Source organism: Alteromonas sp. D210916BOD_24, from assembly GCF_047159385.1.
In the GTDB taxonomy this organism is placed as follows: Bacteria; Pseudomonadota; Gammaproteobacteria; order Enterobacterales; family Alteromonadaceae; genus Alteromonas.
In genome coordinates, this window is record NZ_AP038333.1 from 2,120,338 (window position 1) to 2,139,932 (window position 19,595).

19 protein-coding genes are annotated in these 19,595 nt (G+C 46.5%); 7 read left to right on the forward strand and 12 right to left on the reverse strand.

The features are described 5' to 3' along the window. Position 1: 1 nt before the first annotated feature. Both ACMCM8_RS09185 and ACMCM8_RS09190 read left to right on the forward strand, forming a co-directional pair. On the forward strand, positions 2-1,843 hold the full coding sequence (locus ACMCM8_RS09185; RefSeq protein ID WP_412722353.1) for a CsiV family protein: 1,842 nt from the start codon (positions 2-4) through the stop codon (positions 1,841-1,843). Between the two features lie 55 nt (positions 1,844-1,898). Next, positions 1,899-2,414 (forward strand): cob(I)yrinic acid a,c-diamide adenosyltransferase, encoded by a 516-nt coding sequence (locus ACMCM8_RS09190; RefSeq protein WP_412722354.1) that lies wholly within the window; start codon positions 1,899-1,901, stop codon positions 2,412-2,414. 41 nt (positions 2,415-2,455) lie between these two features. Here the strand turns inward: ACMCM8_RS09190 and nagZ are convergent, their stop codons facing one another. After that, entirely contained in the window at positions 2,456-3,469 is a 1,014-nt protein-coding gene (gene nagZ, locus ACMCM8_RS09195; RefSeq protein ID WP_412727666.1) for a beta-N-acetylhexosaminidase, read from the reverse strand. 110 nt (positions 3,470-3,579) lie between these two features. On the opposite strand from nagZ, the gene ACMCM8_RS09200 reads away from it, so the two are divergent. Then, positions 3,580-5,895 carry a penicillin acylase family protein gene (locus tag ACMCM8_RS09200; protein WP_412722355.1) on the forward strand — a complete coding sequence of 772 codons (2,316 nt, stop codon included), beginning with the start codon at positions 3,580-3,582 and terminating at the stop codon, positions 5,893-5,895. Further along, positions 5,892-6,359: a Cys-tRNA(Pro) deacylase gene (ybaK, locus tag ACMCM8_RS09205; protein WP_412722356.1), complete on the forward strand. Its 468-nt coding sequence runs from the start codon at positions 5,892-5,894 to the stop codon at positions 6,357-6,359. The genes ACMCM8_RS09200 and ybaK overlap by 4 nt, the downstream gene beginning before the upstream one ends. A 71-nt stretch (positions 6,360-6,430) precedes the next feature. On the opposite strand, the gene ACMCM8_RS09210 is transcribed toward ybaK, so the two are convergent. The 9 genes from ACMCM8_RS09210 to ACMCM8_RS09250 form a co-directional block, all read right to left on the reverse strand. Beyond that, positions 6,431-6,991 carry a hypothetical protein gene (locus tag ACMCM8_RS09210; RefSeq protein WP_412722357.1) on the reverse strand — a complete coding sequence of 187 codons (561 nt, stop codon included), beginning with the start codon at positions 6,989-6,991 and terminating at the stop codon, positions 6,431-6,433. 112 nt (positions 6,992-7,103) lie between these two features. Further along, a complete protein-coding gene (gene ihfA, locus ACMCM8_RS09215; RefSeq protein WP_412722358.1) occupies positions 7,104-7,403 on the reverse strand; it encodes an integration host factor subunit alpha in 300 nt (99 codons plus the stop codon). Positions 7,404-7,406: 3 nt separating this feature from the next. Beyond that, a complete protein-coding gene (gene pheT, locus ACMCM8_RS09220; RefSeq protein ID WP_412722359.1) occupies positions 7,407-9,794 on the reverse strand; it encodes a phenylalanine--tRNA ligase subunit beta in 2,388 nt (795 codons plus the stop codon). 14 nt (positions 9,795-9,808) lie between these two features. Next, positions 9,809-10,789: a phenylalanine--tRNA ligase subunit alpha gene (gene pheS / locus ACMCM8_RS09225; RefSeq protein ID WP_412722360.1), complete on the reverse strand. Its 981-nt coding sequence runs from the start codon at positions 10,787-10,789 to the stop codon at positions 9,809-9,811. Between the two features lie 347 nt (positions 10,790-11,136). Next, complete coding sequence (gene rplT / locus ACMCM8_RS09230) at positions 11,137-11,493, reverse strand: 50S ribosomal protein L20 (protein WP_012518092.1); 357 nt, start codon at positions 11,491-11,493, stop codon at positions 11,137-11,139. Positions 11,494-11,511: 18 nt separating this feature from the next. After that, positions 11,512-11,709 (reverse strand): 50S ribosomal protein L35, encoded by a 198-nt coding sequence (rpmI, locus tag ACMCM8_RS09235; protein ID WP_012518091.1) that lies wholly within the window; start codon positions 11,707-11,709, stop codon positions 11,512-11,514. Positions 11,710-11,826: 117 nt separating this feature from the next. Further along, the gene (infC, locus tag ACMCM8_RS09240; protein ID WP_412727668.1) at positions 11,827-12,366 is read right to left on the reverse strand and encodes a translation initiation factor IF-3; all 540 of its coding nucleotides are present in this window, start codon (positions 12,364-12,366) and stop codon (positions 11,827-11,829) included. A 113-nt stretch (positions 12,367-12,479) separates the two neighbouring features. Then, the gene (thrS, locus tag ACMCM8_RS09245) at positions 12,480-14,396 is read right to left on the reverse strand and encodes a threonine--tRNA ligase (protein WP_412722361.1); all 1,917 of its coding nucleotides are present in this window, start codon (positions 14,394-14,396) and stop codon (positions 12,480-12,482) included. Positions 14,397-14,482: 86 nt separating this feature from the next. Next, a complete protein-coding gene (locus tag ACMCM8_RS09250) occupies positions 14,483-14,674 on the reverse strand; it encodes a hypothetical protein (RefSeq protein ID WP_412722362.1) in 192 nt (63 codons plus the stop codon). Positions 14,675-14,745: 71 nt separating this feature from the next. Here ACMCM8_RS09250 and ACMCM8_RS09255 point away from each other — a divergent pair, with 71 nt between their 5' ends. The 3 genes from ACMCM8_RS09255 to ACMCM8_RS09265 all read left to right on the forward strand — a co-directional run bounded on the left by ACMCM8_RS09255 (position 14,746) and on the right by ACMCM8_RS09265 (position 17,581). After that, positions 14,746-15,633 (forward strand): fructosamine kinase family protein, encoded by an 888-nt coding sequence (locus ACMCM8_RS09255; RefSeq protein ID WP_412722363.1) that lies wholly within the window; start codon positions 14,746-14,748, stop codon positions 15,631-15,633. 31 nt (positions 15,634-15,664) lie between these two features. Beyond that, on the forward strand, positions 15,665-16,414 hold the full coding sequence (locus ACMCM8_RS09260; RefSeq protein ID WP_412722364.1) for a pteridine reductase: 750 nt from the start codon (positions 15,665-15,667) through the stop codon (positions 16,412-16,414). Positions 16,415-16,489: 75 nt separating this feature from the next. After that, the gene (locus tag ACMCM8_RS09265) at positions 16,490-17,581 is read left to right on the forward strand and encodes a DUF3080 family protein (RefSeq protein WP_412722365.1); all 1,092 of its coding nucleotides are present in this window, start codon (positions 16,490-16,492) and stop codon (positions 17,579-17,581) included. Here ACMCM8_RS09265 and ACMCM8_RS09270 read toward each other — a convergent pair. Then, the gene (locus tag ACMCM8_RS09270; RefSeq protein ID WP_412722366.1) at positions 17,578-18,738 is read right to left on the reverse strand and encodes a mechanosensitive ion channel family protein; all 1,161 of its coding nucleotides are present in this window, start codon (positions 18,736-18,738) and stop codon (positions 17,578-17,580) included. The genes ACMCM8_RS09265 and ACMCM8_RS09270 overlap by 4 nt on opposite strands. Before the next feature lie 143 nt (positions 18,739-18,881). After that, positions 18,882-19,508 carry a CPBP family intramembrane glutamic endopeptidase gene (locus tag ACMCM8_RS09275; protein WP_412722367.1) on the reverse strand — a complete coding sequence of 209 codons (627 nt, stop codon included), beginning with the start codon at positions 19,506-19,508 and terminating at the stop codon, positions 18,882-18,884. Positions 19,509-19,595: the final 87 nt, after the last annotated feature.

Consider the following 19,595-nt stretch of genomic DNA (forward strand, 5'->3'; position numbering starts at 1 on the left):
CATGATGTTTTCTCGCTGGTGCTCGCGCGTGGATCAGATGACTCGAATTTCGGCTCACCCTAAATGGGCGACTTCCCTATTGGCTGTGGCATTAATCGCATTTGATGCGCATGCCGAAGATGACTGGTGGTTCGATGTGGAAGTTATTGCCTTTAAGCGCAATCTGGCATTAACTGAATTAGAAGAACAATTTACACTCGCTAAAGATTTATTAGCCCCGCGCGCCCAGGCAGATATTATCAGTGATGTCATCGCCCCTGATATCAGTTGGCTCAAACAAGGCCTGAAGGTGTGCGACCTCGATACACACGTTAAGTGGCACCGCGATTATGAAGGTGCACTTAAATCAATGGTACCCGCGCCTGACGTTGATTTTCTCTCACTCCCTGCGCTCCCCGATGTAGATAATTCTTTACCCATTAAGGAAAACGTCGAGTTCGCACAAGAAAATTTGAGCGAGAACGCTGAAGAAAACCTTGTTTCAGGCAACAGCGAAAGTGATTTAGAGAAAGTTTTCAACGATTTGTCGGACGTCGCAGAAGCAACATCTCAAGTTACGGAAAATTCACTGCCTATAGGGGAAGTCGCAGTCACCCCATTGACCGCAACCGAACTCGGTGATGAACAAACAGAGCCCAATGAAGGTGCTAGTGAAGATGAGGGTGAATGGAGCGCAGAACAAAGCTGGGAGCTACAGCCCGAGACAATTGCCCAATATTGGTTGTGGTTTTACGGTCTCCCCGAAAGTGCTGAAAATGATAGCCAAACCGACGTTATCCACATTCCCCCATTTCGTTATTGTGAGCCAATTAAACCTTGGATAAGTGCTGAAACAGACCGATTTACCCTCAATAACTTACCTGTGTGGAAAGTGAATAAAACCGACAATCGCTTGCCATCGCCACCCCATTTGCCTGTGGTCATCGAGGGTCACGACTGGCCGCTGTCTGCCAAAGCGCATTTGCTGACCAGCAATCAGCAGTCACTTTCTGCTATTTCTCGACAAATACGCGCAAGTCGCGACTTAGAACGCCTGTTTCACGTAACTTGGCGCCAGCCTGTGATGTTCTCTAAAGAAAATGCATTTGACGTACGGCTGTTCGGCGGTAAAAACTATGCCACCGAATTTGCGCTTAGTGGTGAGCAGCGCCAACGCGTTCACACTTTGCTGAAAACCACCCAGAACGAAACTCTTGCAAGCGGTTTATCAACTGATAACGATGCAGTGCACCGCCCTGCCTTACCAGTCGGCGAACAGGTAGATACCAATCAACTTGAAGTCAATAAAGCGCAATTTGAAGAGCAAAGCGCCCTTATTGGCAGCGATATTTTCGCTGACTTACAGCGCAGACTCGCACAACCAGAATATATTCCCTTCAGCGAATTTCAGGCACTGGATTTACCGTTATTACTTGACGACGCTGAAACTGAAAGCACGCAAAACGGTGCTTTACGTACACCTATCTGGGAAATTGACGGTACGATGAAAGTATTTTTAAAATACATAAACCGCGTACCTTACCTGCATATTGATAGCCAACTATTTTATCGACAGCCAGTACCTGTGGGTTATTTCAAAAATAGCCCAGAATTAAATAGCATAGCCACAAGTCAAATAGACACGCAAAGCACCAACGTTGATAACGCCAATAGCATAGGGCAAAATCCACCCTCTGCAGTGTCGTCAACGCCGCTCGAATACCAATTAGTTTCTGTCCCACTTGGTGAACAACGCCGTGTAATCAGTACTCAACTGCACTATTTCGACCATCCGTTATTTGGCTTTATTGTGCAAATTAGGCGCTATCATCGTCCTGAGCCCCAAGCACTGGACGAGCACTAACACCCCACAAACATCAAGTGATGGATACATTGGTTAAGAGTAAGGTTTGGTATTCATGAAGATATACACCCGAACAGGTGATAAAGGTACGACCCAGATTTATGTGGATAAACCTCTACGCGTCAATAAAGACGATATGGTAGTGACCTGTTATGGCGACATAGACGAACTGAACAGCACCATTGGCTTGCTTGTCACGTCTGTATCAACTGAGTATCAAAGTATACTACAAGATATTCAACGCAACTTATTTCAGGTTGGTTTCGCCATTTCAGCAAGCTCTACGCTGACCAAAGAGGACGTAAACGCGCTGGAAGATCTTATCGACAGTTTTACTCGTAAAATGCCCCCAAACACGGCATTTGTTCTGCCTGGTGGCTGTGTGGCAGCGGCACAAGCACACGTCTGCCGCGCCGTGTGTCGGCGGGCAGAGCGCAGTGTTATTAGTCTGTCAAAAGCCCATGAGGTGTCTGACGTGGTGCAAGCCTACCTTAATCGGTTGAGTGACTTTTTATTTACTTTTGCCCGTTATCTCAATGTAGAAGCAGGGGTCGTTGAAGTCCCGGTGTAATACCGAAACTGCCCCCCTTCCTTAGCGCTTTTTCCAAGCGCTTATCCGTTAAACGCCATTCGCTCGATAAGGGCTGTAGCATCGTTATAGCGGGTCTCAAGCCCTTTTGGCATAATGCACCCGTGTAATGTCATCACCCGTTGTTGTTTTTGAACGTCATTGGCATGCTGCGCCGACACCCGTTTTTCCAGACTGTCTAAAATGCGTTCTGCCCCTGACGGATTATTACACGCCAGTACCATATCGCATCCCGCATCTAGTGCAGTCTCTGCCCGTTCTGGGTAGTCCCCCGCCACACTGGCACCATGCATTGACAAATCATCCGAAAACACCGCACCTTGAAAGCCCAAAGACTGTTTTAAAATAGTCTGTAACCAATGGGATGAGAAACCAGCAGGTTGCGGGCAGACTTGGCTATAGATGACGTGCGCAGGCATCACACCGTCTAGTAACGACTTTTGAATCAACTGCTCAAAAACGACCATATCGGTTTGGTGTATCTCATTGTAGCTTCGCTCGTCAACCGGCAACGCCACATGCGAATCAGGAGCAACACTGCCATGACCGGGAAAGTGCTTACCAATTGCTGGCATATTCACTTCTCGTAAGCCAGCAATGAGATGGCTGGCTAACCTCACTACATCGTCTGCATTGTCGGCAAAAGCTCTATCGCCAATAACCTGAGATACCCCATTAATATCCAAAACAGGGGCAAAACTGAAATCAATATCCAGGCTCTTTAGTTCATACGCCAGTACCAGACCACACGCTTTAGCCAGCACTTCACTGCTAGCATTAGAGGACCCATACTGGTAAATATCCCCCATAGCAGGTATACGGGTAAACCCGTCGCGAAAGCGTTGAACTCTTCCCCCTTCGTGATCGACGGCAATCAACACGGGTTTTTTCGCACTTTGACGAATGTCTTTCACCAATGCGGCTAACTGCTGTTTGTCGTAAAAGTTGCGGGTAAATAAAATAACGCCGCCAGTCACTGGATGCGCGAGTTTTTCTCTCTCTTCAGGCTGTAATAATTCTGCCTGACAATCCAGCATTAATGGACCCACAGTGCCCCCTTTACTGGCGCCTTTGTTATCGTCATAAAACATCACTTCAAATTTGCTAAATCTCTGGTTAGGATAGAGAAAAAAAGGGAGTATTACACGTGATAAATTGGATCAAGTGGTTGTTGACAGGCGTTTTTAGCTTATTATTGCTCGCATGTGCGGCACTTTACTTCTCCCTGACCATGAGCTTGCCTTCGCTGGATGGAAACAGTGCTACCTATCACGTCAACCAGCCCACCTCGCTAAGCCGCGATCACCTCGGTCAAGCGGTGATTGAAGCAGATGACATCTTTGACGCCGCCTACGCTTTAGGCTTTGCTCACGCCCAAGACCGGTTGTTCCAAATGGATCTACAACGCCGCTCTGCTTCGGGCACCCTCTCTCAATGGGTGGGTGATAAAGCCCTTGAACTGGATAAAAATGTACGCTTTCATCAATTTGAGCAGCGTGCTCACGTTGTATTTCAACACCTTCCAGCCCGCCAGCAGGAATTACTAATACGTTACGCCCATGGCGTCAATGAAGCCATCAGTGAAATGACTTTGCCCCCTTTTGAATACCTAGCCGCAGGGGTGGAGATAAAACAATGGAACCCTACCGACAGTATTCTAGTTATTTACAGTATGTACCTGGATTTGCAAGGTGGACAAATTAACCTTGATATGGCTCGCCATGCACTTCGCGACACGTTTGGCGAAGAAATTTACCGTTTTATCACTCAACCCAGCCACTACCAGGCGGCGTTAGATGCCAGTGAAATTCCCTTATTCGAGGGAGCGATACCTGAGTACCCCGACAAGCTCGAATCGGTTACCGATGGTGAAGCTGCAAGACTGGCTTATACAGGTGCCGAATTACCCGACATTGGCAGTAACAATTGGGCGGTAACAGGGCGATTAACACCAACTGGTGCGGGATTGCTTGCTAATGACATGCACTTAGGGCTACGAGTACCGATAATCTGGTATCGCGCTCAACTCAATTATCAGGAGTCTGGCGAAGACATTAGTGTAACCGGAGTGACCCTACCAGGATTACCTGGGGTAGTCGTGGGGACAAATAATCACATCGCCTGGGGATTTACTAATGCCAATTTGGATAATGTGGATTGGATAGAACTCGACGAGTCAACGTCAACGCAAACTTACTCAGGTCGCATTCCACTGCCGCAGGGTGAGCACCCCTATTCGATTGAGGTAAGCCAATACGGGCCGGTCAGAGTCGTTAATGGCAAGCGCTACGCACTTAACTGGGTTGCCCATCATCCCTTTGCTGCAAATTTAAGTATCGTTAACTTCGCTAAAGCAAAAAGCGTGGATGAGGCTGCTTCAGTGGGTCAATCCATTGCCATCCCCACGCAAAATCTTGTAGTGGTTGACGCTCAGGGCAATGCCGCCTGGTTACCTGGTGGCGCGGTGATGAAGCGTGACAAAGCATCGTATACGGCTATCACAGAACAACAAATGGCCCTTGTGCAGCGCGCAACGCATTTGCCCCTTGTAAAAAACCCCTCTTCTGACAGAATTTGGACGGCAAACGCCCGCGTTATCTCGGCGGCTCTACTCGATAAGTTGGGGGATGGCGGCTATGCATTAGGTGCACGCGGTAGTCAAATCAGAGACCGTTTGTTTGAAAAAGACACTTTCACCGAAACTGATTTCTACGCTATTCAATTAGACAATCACGCCAAATTCCTTATGCCGTGGCATCACTTGTTGTATGGCTTACTTAGCGCGCAGGACGTAGAGTTTAAACCGGATCTCGCCTATTTAAATGCCTGGGGTAGCTGTGCGTGTGAAGACTCGGTCGGTTACACATTAGTCAAACACTTTAGAAGTGAGGTTATTCAAACCTTATTTGGCGGCATATTGACAACACTGGACAATCAGGGCGTAAACAGCCGTACTTTATTGCGCGGCATCGAACCCGCAGTATGGCAGCTAGTCCAAAATCAACCAGACAGTTGGCTACCCAGTGACGCTGAAACCTTTGACGAAGCATTGGTAGACGCCTATCGCAGAGCAAAACACAAACTGCTTGACCGATACTCCCCCACCGATGCTGAAATGGAAGCGTTGCGTTGGGGCAACGTCAATGCTCTGGAAGTTGACCACCCCTTCGCGTCGCAAATTCCATTATTGGGCGATTACCTAAATATGCCGCGAGTAGAAGGGTATGGTGATACATATATGCCAGCGGTTCAGGCGTCCGACTTTGGTGCGTCAGAGCGATTTTTTGTTAGTCCTGGGCACCTTGAAGACGCCATACTTACACTACCTGGCGGTCAATCAGGCCACCCGCTGTCTGATTATTTCAGCACGGGTTTTACCGACTACGCTACCCACGCAGCCACCCCGTTACTGCCCGGTGAAATTACCCACACTCGCCTTTTTTATAAGAAAGAAAACGAATGACGCCAGCCATTACACTGTTACAAAAAAAACGGATTGCTCATGACGTACTGAAATACCAGCATGACAGTAATGCGCCTTCTTACGGTTTGGAAGCAGCCGAAAAGCTTAATCTAGAGGCAAGTGCTGTATTTAAAACCCTTGTCGTCGCCAGTGATTCAGGGCAATTAGCTGTGGCCGTGGTTCCCGTCAATACCATGTTAAGCGAAAAGAAAATGGCCAAAATACTTGGGGTAAAAAAAGTCGCAATGGCGAAGGCCGACCATGTCATTGCCGCCACAGGGTATATTTTAGGCGGCGTCAGCCCCCTTGGACAAAAGAAAAGTTTACCTACTGTAGTACACAATAGTGCGCAGCAACTTAAGCGAATTTATGTCAGCGCAGGAAGACGGGGGTTAGAAGTGGCACTGTCACCCGATGACCTTACTGCACTGACGCGAGGTCGCTTCGCCGATATTACCGGCTAACTCCCTGCCGTTTATGCCTTGGCGTCTTAATGTTTGTGGCTCTATTCTATGGATCTTTATGCTATGAAGATTTACTCTTTGGCGTCGGGCGCATCGGCTTGTTGCATCCATTGTTGTTTCGCTGCCGCTATCGCGTCTTCATTGGGCGGCTCGCTACCCGACAGCGCAACCGCAATTTGTTGAATGATCGCATCGCGTTTTTCGATAAGTGCATCAGTACGTGGGAACAAATCTTTCGCTTGAGGATAACGTGCTTTTAAGCTTTCTGTCTCTTCTAACGTGTAATAACGTCGCTCAAAAGCCTCGTTATAAAGCTGACGATTAGCATTGAAAATAACATAGTCTTTAGCGGTTTCAGATTGTAGGTAATTAATATCTTGCGCTGACAAATTGGCCGCTTGTGCAACTTCCAAAGCCTTTGTCATCCACTCATCTATCGCGCGTTGATCGTTTTGCATAACGGCTTGTTTGATGCCAGATTGAAGGTCACTGGCATGGAGGATTTCCATTACCGTAATCAGTGGTACTTGTGCCGCTTGCTGATCCCGTTTATCCGCATCTAACGACAAATAAACTAACCACGACAGGACTGAAATAACGACAAAAACGAGAACGACAAGTGCTTTTTTCACACTTCCTCCACTACACTGACATAAGTATGGTCGCGCGAGTGTGCGCGTTAAATGAGGCAATACAAAAAGAGCGAGAATTCCCGCTCTTTTTACTATTGTAACGACCTAATGATTATTGGTCGATAGGTGCAGAGTTTTCAACTCGGCTTTTAAGTTTCTGACCAGGACGGAAAGTCACTACACGGCGTGCTTTGATTGGAATATCCTCACCGGTTTTAGGGTTACGGCCCGGACGTTCATTTTTATCACGCAGGTCAAAATTACCAAAACCTGACAGTTTTACTTGCTCACCAGATTCCAGAGCGCCTTTAATTTCTTCGAAAAAAAGCTCTACCAGATCTTTTGCATCACGCTTGTTAATGCCTAGTTTCTCGAATAGGTGTTCAGCCATCTCGGCTTTGGTCAATGCCATAGTTTACTCTCTTAACGCGGCCCCAAACTCAGATTCCAGACCTTTAACCACAGTATCCACCGCTTGCTGAATTTCAGCTTCTTCCAAGGTTTTATCCGGATCTTGTAAATGAAGTGACAAAGCGAGGCTCTTATACCCAGGCTCAATGCCTTTTCCTTTGTATTCATCGAACAAGTTTAGAGCAACTAGTTGATTTACGCCAATTTTTTCTATGTAAGAAAGCACATTTCCTACACGCACTTCATCTTTCACCGTAATTGCAATATCACGGCGATTTGATGGGAAGCGCGATACTGGTACTGCTGACGGTAATTTGCGCTCTGTAATGGCATCAACCACTAACTCAAACACAAATACGCGCCCATTTACACCCAACAACTTGGTAAATTGTGGATGTATAGCTCCAATATAGCCAACTTCTTCATCATTAAGCAAAATTTTTGCAGTCATACCTGGATGCAATGCGCTATGCTGCCCAGTCACAAACTGGAACTCTGCCACTTTTCCAGTCAACGCCAACAGGGCCTCTACGTCAGCTTTTGCATCGAAGAAATCAACAGGACTATCACCTAAATCCCAATGTTCCTCATTACGACGCCCTCCTACTACACCACCAATTACGTGTTGTTGCAATACACCATTTGGCGCATCTTGTTGAGGAATAAAGCGTAATCCGCTTTCAAACAGTCTAATACGCTGTTGCTGGCGTTTTTGATTATAGGCTGTTGCGCCTAATAATCCTGGCCATAAACTCACCCGCATTACCGACATATCGGCGGAAATAGGATGAGGAAGCACTAACCCTTTCGCATCGGGGAATAATGCATTTTGTATTTTTGGATCGACAAACGAGTAGGTAATTGCTTCGCTATAGCCACGACTTAATAAGAGTGACTTCATCGCGCTAAGCGGCAACTTGGCTTCCTGTGAAGGCAACATGGCCAACGTCGCTTTTGGTGCAACATTAGGAATGCTGTTATAGCCGTATACACGGGCAATCTCTTCGATTAAATCTTCTTCAATGGCAATATCAAAACGGTAGCTTGGCGCAATCGCCTCCCATCCCGCTTCTGTCGCAGTCACCGTCAACCCTAAACGAGTCAGAATTTCTGATACTTGGGCATCGTCAATAGTAATACCCAGTACACGAGCGAGTCGCTCACGACGCAAAGTCACTGTAGCCTGCGCGGGTAATTTATCTTGTGCCACAGCTTCAACCACTGGGCCGGCTTGACCACCACAGATTTCAAGTACAAGCGCTGTTGCACGTTCCATCGCTTTGCGCTGTAACTGAGGATCTACACCGCGTTCGTAGCGGTGAGAGGCATCAGTATGCAAACCGTATTGACGAGCCCGCCCCATGATGGCATCACGACTGAAGAATGCACTCTCAAGTAAGATATCTTGCGTATCGGCCGTTACACCAGAGTGCAGTCCACCAAAGATCCCCGCCATCGCTAACGCTTTGTTATCATCCGCAATCACCAAGGTGTTGCTTTGTAGCTTAGCGTCGGTTTCGTCAAGTAACGTAAGGGTTTCACCTTCGTTAGCCATACGTACATTAATATTGCCTTCAATGCTGGCAAGGTTAAACGCATGCATCGGTTGACCCAACTCTAACAAAACAAAGTTAGTCACATCGACAATTGGGTCAATACTGCGAATACCGCAACGACGCAGCTTTTCAACCAGCCACAACGGTGATGCCGCCTTTACGTTTACCCCTTTTACCACGCGACCTAAGTAACGCGGGCAGGCGTCGTCGGCACTAAGTGTAATGGCAAGTTTGTCCTCAATTGTCGCGTCAACAGAGGCAACCTCTGGCTCGTTAACGTCAAGGTTGTTAAGCACACCGACTTCACGAGCAATACCGCGAATACCCAAGCAGTCTGCACGGTTTGGTGTCAGGTCTACTTCAATAGCGTTGTCGTCTAAACCAAGGTATTCACGAATATCACTACCAATAGGTGCATCGGCAGGAAGCTCGATGATACCATCGTGATCATCGCTGATACCCAGCTCTGAGAAGCTACACAGCATACCGAATGATGGCTCGCCACGCAGTTTTGCTTTTTTAATTTTGAAATCGCCTGGCAGCACTGCGCCAACCACCGCTACTGCTACTTTAATGCCCTGACGGCAGTTAGGTGCGCCGCACACAATATCGAGCAGCTCATCGTCGCCCACGTTAATTTTGGTCACGCGTAGTTTATCGGCATTAGGATGCTGGCCGCATTCTACGACTTCGCCTATCAGCACACCTTTAAAGTCGCCTGCTACTGGCTCAACACCATCAACTTCAAGGCCAGCCATACTCAACTGTTCAGACAGCTCATGTGCCGACAGCGACGGGTTAACCCACTCTCTTAACCATTTTTCACTGAATTTCATGTGTACTCTCTGCCTTAGTTGAACTGCTTAAGGAAACGAAGATCGTTTTCAAAAAATGCGCGTAAATCGTTAACGCCGTATCGAAGCATCGTTAAGCGCTCTACGCCCATGCCAAAGGCAAAGCCAGTGTACTCTTCAGGGTCGATGCCCACGGCTTTAAGGACATTTGGGTGCACCATGCCACAACCCAATACTTCCAACCACTGACCGTTTTTACCCATCACATCCACTTCTGCCGATGGCTCGGTAAAGGGGAAATACGACGGACGGAAACGCACTTCCAGTGACTCTTCAAAGAAATGATGTAAGAAGTCGTGCAGAATACCTTTAAGGTCAGTAAAGCTCACATTTTTGTCTACCATCAAGCCTTCTACCTGATGGAACATTGGCGTATGCGTTTGGTCGTAATCATTGCGATATACACGCCCAGGCGAAATAATACGCAATGGCGGCTTTTCCGCTTCCATCGTGCGAATTTGTACACCTGATGTTTGCGTGCGCAGCATCATGTCTGGGTTGAAATAGAAAGTATCGTGATCAGCACGTGCTGGGTGATTGGCTGGAATATTCAACGCATCAAAGTTGTGGAATCCATCTTCGATTTCAGGGCCAGTTTTGACTGCGAAACCAAGTTCGCCAAAGAATGATTCAATACGCGCAATAGTACGACTAACGGGGTGCAAGTTACCCGGCTTTTCAGTACGACCAGGCAACGTGACATCTACCGCTTCTTCCGCTAATTTTTTGTTTAACTCAGCCGTGCGCAACAATTCACCTTTTGCTGAGATAGCTTGCTGAATAGTTTGCTTTGCAACGTTAATTTTTTGGCCTGCGGCTGGGCGTTCTTCATTAGATAACTTGCCCAGTCCTTTAAGTAAGTCGGTTAATTTACCTTTCTTACCCATGAATTCGACCCTAACCTGGTCTAGTGTGGCTGCATCTTGTGCAGCGTCAATCTGGCTCTGTGCCTGATTGATAATAGCGTCAAGCTCCATGTTTTCCTCAATTCACATGATGACTGCATGGCCCAAGCACTCGCTATATGACTCAAATAAAAATAGGCGAATACACGCATCGCATATTTTTATTAGGGCAAATAGTCCTATGAGTTTTTATATCGCTTAGGCTTGCCTGAAATAAAGGCGTTAGTTTACACGAGTGACTATTATTAGGGCTACCCTAGATACCTGATATTGACAAATTTTCTTGTAAAAAGCGTGAATTTTAAGAGGAGTAGGTAAACAAACCGTCCTGTGGTGGCAAAGCCTGACGTGAGAAACGAAAAAAGGCGAGCATCCTGCTCGCCTTTTTCCGAAAGAACTTAAACTTAATTAGTTAATAATTAAGCTAATGCGCCTTTAGCCGCTTCGACTAGTGCGCTGAAAGCTGCTTTGTCATGTACTGCGATGTCGGCAAGGATCTTACGATCGATTTCAACAGACGCTTTCTTCAGACCGTTGATGAAACGGCTGTATGACATACCATTTTGACGTGCAGCAGCATTGATACGTGCAATCCATAGTTGACGGAATTGACGCTTGCGCTGACGACGGTCACGGTAAGCATATTGACCAGCTTTAGTTACGGCTTGTACCGCTACGCGATAAACGCGTGAACGAGCACCGTAATAACCTTTTGCCTGCTTGAGGACTTTTTTGTGACGAGCACGTGCGATTGTGCCGCGTTTTACTCTAGCCATTAATCAGTCTCCTAAGTCTTATACGTAAGGCAACATGCGCTGAACCAATTTGGTATCAGAGTCATGAACCAGTTTTTTGCCACGAAGGTGACGTTTACGCTTAGAGCTCTTCTTAGTCAAAATGTGACGTAAGTGAGACTGTTTGCTTTTAAAGCGGCCTGAACCCGTTTTCTTGAAACGCTTGGCGGCACCGCTTACAGTTTTCATTTTAGGCATTGCTAAAACTCCGCATTGTTTAATATCGGTACTTTTCGTGTTGCAGTCACTTTGTACCGGTTAATATTTGCAGCAAGGTGTTTCAGGGTGCAGATTCCTGAAAACTTTAGACCATTACTACTTCTTAGTTGGGGCTAGCACCATGATCATCTGGCGGCCTTCCACACGGCGTGGGAAAGACTCGCAAGTTGCAACGTCTTCTAAATCGGTTTTAACGCGGTTTAGTAGCTCGATGCCAATCTCTTGGTGCGCCATTTCACGACCGCGGAAGCGGATCGTAACTTTGGCTTTATCACCACCTTCAAGAAAGCGACGCAGGTTGCGCAGTTTGACCTGGTAATCGCCTTCATCAGTGCCAGGGCGAAATTTAATCTCCTTGACCTGAATTTGCTTCTGTTTTTTCTTCTGCTCTTTTTGAGCTTTACTTTTTTCGAAGAGGAATTTGCCATAGTCCATAACTTTACAGACTGGCGGCTCGGCATTCGGACTGATTTCTACTAGGTCTAGGCCCGCTTCTTCCGCGTTACGAGTAGCTTCTGCAAGCGAAACCACACCAACCTGTTCACCGTCTTTGCCAATTAATCTTACTTCTCTGGCTTTAATCTCATCGTTAATGCGGGCTTTATCGCCCTGAGCCTTGTTGTTAGCGCCTTTAATGTGCTATTCCTCCAAACATTTAATTCTTTTGCCTGCTTTTGGGAGGTCGTTAATACCACCTAAAGTAAAACCAAAAGCAGACACCATTTGTGCATTATACACAATTTGCTCAACTATTTAATTGTCTTTTCAACAACTTCTTGCTGAGCCATGGCAATAAAGTCTTCCAGGCGCATTTTGCCCAAATCGTCACCGCGACGAGAGCGTACTGCTACTTCGCCCGTTTCCACTTCTTTATCACCTACCACCAGCATATACGGAATACGCTTTAACGTGTGCTCGCGGATTTTAAAGCCGATCTTCTCATTTCGCAAGTCAGACTTTGCTCTAAAACCTAAATCTTGCAGTTTTTTTACACAATTTGTAACGTAGTCAGCTTGTTTGTCAGTAATATTCATTACCACAACCTGCTGTGGTGCCAACCAAAGTGGGTAAAATCCAGCAAATTCTTCAGTCAAAATACCAATGAAACGCTCCAAAGAACCCAAAATAGCACGGTGGATCATCACTGGTACTTTGCGTTCGCCGTCTTCTGCCACGTAGGTAGAGCCCAGGCGCCCCGGCATAGAGAAATCAAGCTGTACCGTACCACACTGCCATGCGCGATCTAAGCAGTCGTGCAGCGTAAACTCAATCTTAGGGCCGTAGAACGCCCCTTCACCTGGCTGGTAATCAAATTCGATATCGTTAGCTTTAAGTGCTTCAGCAAGTGCCGCTTCTGACTTGTCCCATATCTCGTCAGCGCCGACGCGCTTTTCTGGACGAGTAGACAGTTTCACTTTGATATTTTCAAAACCAAATGCCGCGTATGTCTCATACACCATCTTAATACAGCCACTCACCTCGTCGAGGATCTGTTCTTCTGTACAGAAAATGTGAGCATCGTCTTGGGTAAAACCACGAACACGCATCAGGCCGTGTAGCGCACCTGAAGGTTCGTTGCGGTGACAGCAACCAAACTCAGCCATACGCAGCGGCAAGTCACGGTACGATTTCAAACCCTGGTTGAAAATTTGTACGTGGCCTGGGCAGTTCATTGGCTTAACCGCATATTCACGCTTTTCCGACTCTGTGGTGAACATGTTTTCTGCGTACTTGTCCCAGTGACCGGATTTTTCCCACAAGGTGCGATCCATCATCAATGGGCCTTTCACTTCTTCGTAATCGTATTCGCGAAGTTTTTTGCGCACATAGCTTTCTAGTTCAGTGTAGATAGACCAACCATCGTTGTGCCAGAACACCATACCAGGCGCTTCTTCCTGCCAGTGAAACAGATTCAGTGCTTTACCAATTTTGCGGTGATCGCGCTTTTCGGCTTCTTCTAAGCGCTGTAAGTATGACTTAAGCTGCTTTTTATCCGCCCATGCGGTGCCGTATATACGCTGAAGCATTTTGTTGTCGCTGTCACCACGCCAGTAAGCACCTGCGACTTTCATCAGTGTAAAGTGATGGCAGAATTTCATGTTCGGCACGTGCGGGCCACGACACATATCAGTGTATTCTTCGTGGTGGTACAGTGCGGGGCGATCATCCTTGCTGATGTTTTCGTCAAGGATTTCCATTTTGTAGCTTTCGCCGCGCGCTGCAAATGCATCGCGCGCTTCTTGCCAGCTCACTTTCTTCTTTACTACATCGTAATTGGTTTTAGCCAGCTCAAGCATGCGCTTTTCAAGTTTAGCTAAATCTTCCTGGGTTAGGCTTTCTTCCATATCGACGTCGTAATAGAAACCATTGTCGATAACAGGGCCAATTGCCATTTTGGTATTTGGCCAAAGCTGCTTAATCGCGTGACCTAACAAGTGCGCACAGCTGTGACGAAGAATTTCTAAGCCTTCATCGTCTTTCGCGGTAATAATTTGAAGCTGCGCATCAGAATCAATCATATCTACGGCGTCAACGAGTTCGCCGTTCACTTTTCCTGCGATGGTTGCTTTGGCTAAACCAGGGCCAATGTCGTTTGCAACGTCTAAAACAGAAACAGGATTATCGAAAGCGCGCTGGCTTCCATCAGGAAGGGTAATTACAGGCATGTGTGTTCCTTTACAGTGGTGACGCCTACTCTGCGCCACTTGCATCTTTAAAAATTACAAGTGCGATTTGAATTGCACTTAACATATCAAGGCCTTACTGCGCCTATATACAGCAACCAATAAGACTTGGTAAATAAAAACAGAAGGGCGATTATAACGGCAATATCATCAACTTCAATGACCAAACGCGCATTGAAAGCATATTCCTTTATCCAGCGCTTCGTTTGACGATAACACAGTGCACCATTCGCATTGTTCTTGCCGGTCTTGTTGTGCATTTATCGAAATTTGCTCCATACTTCGTAAAGGCGTGGTGTAAAATACCTCAAGGAGACGTGGAGCGTGTTTTATGTGGCATTTTATTAGCGAACATATCTCTGACCAAACAGGTCAATTTTTTAGCTGTCAGCGCGCAGATCCCATTGGTGGCGGTGATACCCATGACAGTTTTATTATCAGAGACTCCACTCATCGCTTTTTTGTCAAAACGCGTCCCTATGATGACACCCAGCAATTATCCCACGAAGCAGAAGGCTTAGCGGCCATCGCCCAAACCAACACTATTGCTGTGCCAAAGGTCATTTGCCATGGTATTACTAATGACAGTACTCCCAATCAAGAATATTTAGTGCTTTCGCATATCCGCTTTAAAGAACCATCTACTGACGATTATTTTCTATTAGGTCACCAGTTAGCCCAACTCCACAGCGTAAATGCATATACGAGTTATGGCTGGCCCCATGACAATTATATCGGCGCCTCCATTCAAACTAATGGCAGGACCGCATCGTGGGCGGATTTTTTCGCAGAAAAACGCATCGGAAGTATGTTGGAACGCTTGGCTGTCAACGGTCAATGGCAACGCAATGACGGCGATATCGATCAGATAGTTACCTTAACGCGAAACCTATTGAGTTTACACCAACCTCACCCATCGTTGTTACACGGCGACCTGTGGGCAGGTAACGCCGGTTTTACTAACAAAGGGCCAATATTGTTTGACCCCGCAGTATACGTTGGCGATCGTGAAACTGACCTAGCCATGGCTGAACTTTTTGGCGGATATGCCACTTCCTTCTATGAAGGTTATTACCAACACACGCCGCTGGATAAAAATTATCACCTGCGAAAACCCATCTATCAGCTTTACCATATTTTAAATCACGGGTTATTATTTGGCGCTCATTACATTGCCCAGGCAAGACAAGTCATCAGCGATGTAATGCGACAGATATAACCGAAAAAAAGACAACGAAAAGAGATTGAGTATGACCACTTCAGCGCCAGTTGCGCTTATTACCGGCGCAGCAAAGCGCATTGGCGCCAGGATAGCGACGCAGTTACATCAGGCAGGTTACAATATAATTGTGCACTTTGACCGCTCACACGCCGAAGCAGAAGCGCTAGTTGCAACACTGAATAAGGTACGTTCCCACTCTGCCATATCACTTCAAGCCAATTTATGTGACATTCACGCAACACAAACACTTGCCTCCCATGCACTCCAAGAGTGGGGGCGAATCGATGTATTGGTAAACAATGCGTCCAGTTTCTACCCCACCCCTGTAGGTAACATCAAGGAAAGCGATTGGACTTCATTAGTAGGCAGCAATGTGCAAGGGCCGCTGTTTCTCTGTCAGGCATTAGCCGATGCTTTACATCAACACGCAGGCTGCATTGTGAATATGATTGATATGCATATTGAACGTCCGTTGCCTAACCACAGTGTATATGTGCTGGCTAAAACGGCGTTGGCGTCGTTAACCCGTTCACTTGCCGTTGAACTTGCGCCCCGTGTACGCGTAAATGGTATTGGACCCGGTGCTATCTTATGGCCCCAGCGAGAAATGGACGATGCAGAAAAACAGTCATTGATTGACACCATTCCATTAGGTGTATTAGGTACACCACAAGATATTGCAAATACCGTGATGTTTCTTGTAAGTGCCCCCTATATTACGGGCCAAATTATTTATGTCGACGGTGGCCGCAGCCTATATACCAATGCATCGTTGTAGTGTGTTGTTTAAATGAGCTCGTTGAAAAGGGGAAACAATCGGTTGTTATTCTGCAAGCTGACATTGACCGAAACTATGCCTAAAAAACACAGTAGTGATATGAGCGCGGTTAAACGGTGTGTGACCACATTGACGCAGAGTTGTCTTTTTGTGCTCGCCCTTACTCAGTTAACCGGCTGTTTTGGCCCTCGAACACTACAAGACAGTGTTAAAGACTATCGCACGAGATTGTCCTACGTGCTCGATACACCGCTGCCTGAAATGATTAAACCAACACTTTCACCGCTACCCGATTCAACCTCACTCAAATACACCCCCGAAGGTGTGGTTATCAACTTACGAGAATTTTATGCGTTGCAAGCGTGCGAGTTAGGCTCAGTTGTAGCAATGCGCAATACCGCGTTAGGCAAAAGCCAGCTAGCCTCGCAGCGATTGGTGTACGAAAGTGAGCTACTGGTAGCGTTATCACAGTGCGCCAAGGCTATCGAACAGACAGATCAGACGCTTGCTGCGACTCTGGCAAACTGGCATCGCCAAAAACGAGCCGATTTTGCTCTAAATTGGGCCAATGTTATTCAAACCAGTCTGGAGTTTCGCGTTGCACTTAATAATCCGGAACGCTTGCTCTGGATTGAAAACAACAAAGACGCGGCTGCCAGTATCAACAGCCTCTATTACGTGGATAGTCTAATGCACTATGCGCAGTCCTCCGTTACCGCTCCAATAGATAGCACAGAACTAGAACAACAGCTCAATATCATACGCTCTGCCCGTTTACCGGCAACGTTATGGCAAACCCAGCTCTCTTTATCCGTTGTACTACTACAGCTTAATTCATGGCTGCCTTCGCTGTTAGATGACGTGCCCTGTCCCGAAGGCAGAGCCAGCGAAAAAGCGAAAATACTGCGTAATGTGTTCTATTTGTTTTTTATCGAAGAAATTCAACCTGTGGGCAGTTTACTTAACCAGTATCACTATAAACTGGCTCCCCTGTGGTCAAGATGGATAGAAAATGAAGCGCTTCGTTCCACCTTCAAAGACTACCTTACCGAGTACACACAATCCAATTACCACAGCTACCGCGACGCGATGCAAACCCACGTCACCCTATGGCAAACGTTTCTGGGTAGATGCCACTTATCTCCCGTGGCACCTAGCGCGACTTAAAGAATGTTTTTTCCGGCTTCAGGGTCACGAGCACGCCGCGCCTGCTCTCTAATATCGTGCGCTTCAGTTGCCACATCCTCTTCTTCACTGGGAAGTATTTTATTCACTGTGGTTTCAGCAGCCCCCTGTTGAGGCTCAAGCGCTTTTTTAACTGATTCTGTTTTAACTGTTTTCGAGGCGGGGGGAACAGCGCTTTCTGAGTTCTCTTTTAGTTCATCACTCATGGCTATGTGTAAGCCTTGCGGGAAAACCCGTTCTCGTGCGTCATCTGGCATACTTATGCCCGCCCGTGTAAATGCCTCAACTATGTTGCGCATTAACAATGACGCCATTTTCAAGACACTGGTTTTTTCCACATCAACCCAAAAATAGACTTTGACGTTGTAACTTGATGCACCTAGCTTATCAATAAGCACCTGAGGCTCGGGATCTTTCAGTACATTTTCCTGTAGTGCAATAACCGATTGGGCAATTTGCTGAGCCTGTTGAATACTGCTGTCATAGCCAACGCCAATCACAAAGTTGCCCCTCATCAATGGGTTGGCGGTTAGGTTTTTAATGACCCCTTTGTATATTATCGCATTGGGAATTTGGATATGGTTTCCGTCGAAATCGACCATCGTGGTAGCACGGGCCGTCACTTTTTGAATGATACCGGTGAACTCATTAATTTGAACGATATCGCCAATTCTAAAAGGCCGTTGAATTGTCAGTAGCAAGCTAGAGATAAAGTTTTCAGCAATATCTCTAAATGCGAAGCCGAGAATTAACCCTATCACCCCTGTTCCACTGACTACCGCGATGGCAAACCCGGTTAAACCCGCTAAAAACAAGAATAGATAAATGCCCAACAATACCAGCGCTAAACTAATGCTGCGTTGAATAACCGAACGAAGTAACGGTGAGGTGGTGGTGCGAGTAAGCGGTTTGACAAGAAAGCGTGACAATGGCGAAGCAATAAAAATAAACACGACCATTACCGCTATACCCAGTCCCAGACCGGGTAAACGGTAAATGAAATTTTCCCACAGCTCGGTAAGTAGCGATTGGGCATTGCTCAAACTCGTCGCGCCAGAGTTGGGATCATCAATCGCGACTTGAATTTGATTAAGACCTTGAAAGGCCAACTTCAATATCTGGTCTAACACTATTTGCATGCTGCTGTCCTTCATTCCCTGTGGGTGGCGGTAGTGTATAAATGTAAAATAACTGAACCTGCTTGCCTATCACAATTGTGCCGCGTCTAAATACGACCATGCAATGTGGTGTCATTCCACTGGTTTTTAGTAAACCCGTTTAATTATTGAGTAATCACTAAGTAAGATCCTAAACCAATTGTGAACAAGAAACTCCCCCATAATGCATGTTCTATCACCACGATGGGCGTTGAATTCGTCGTCATGTAGCGATATCCAAAAATCGCGCCGCCAAGCCAGGACACCACCACAGCAATCCAATTACCATACACCAGATGGGCCAGCCCAAACACAAAGGTACTTAGTGCCCAACGCAGTATTTTTGAAGGCAAAATACGTTTGTAACGATGGAAAAAATACGTCCGAAAAATAATTTCCTGCGGGATCACAGACACTAATGGATATATTAACAAGGTGGCTACCCACATCCATGGCTCGTTTAAAGGCCAGTGAAGAAATAATTCAGGCTTGATAAAATAGACAACCAGCGCCAGCAAACTCGCCCACGGAATAAATAGTTTAAGCGCACTTTTCAAATGGGCGGAGTAATTGTCCCAATGCCATAACTTTACTCGTTTAAATTGCTTATCAGCTAATAACACTGCCAGACAACACAAACCCACGGTGCCAAGCAGTGGCATCAGATAGTGTGCAAAGTGTTTTATCCAGAAAAGCACAACTAAGGGAAGCGCTACAAATAGTATGATCAATTCTGACCATAGTTTTACCACAGCACACCTCTTTTTGACCGGTTAATGACATTTTTATGAAAGTGTAGTGCCAATCGGCTAAAAGGGTTAAAAAACACCTTACTACTT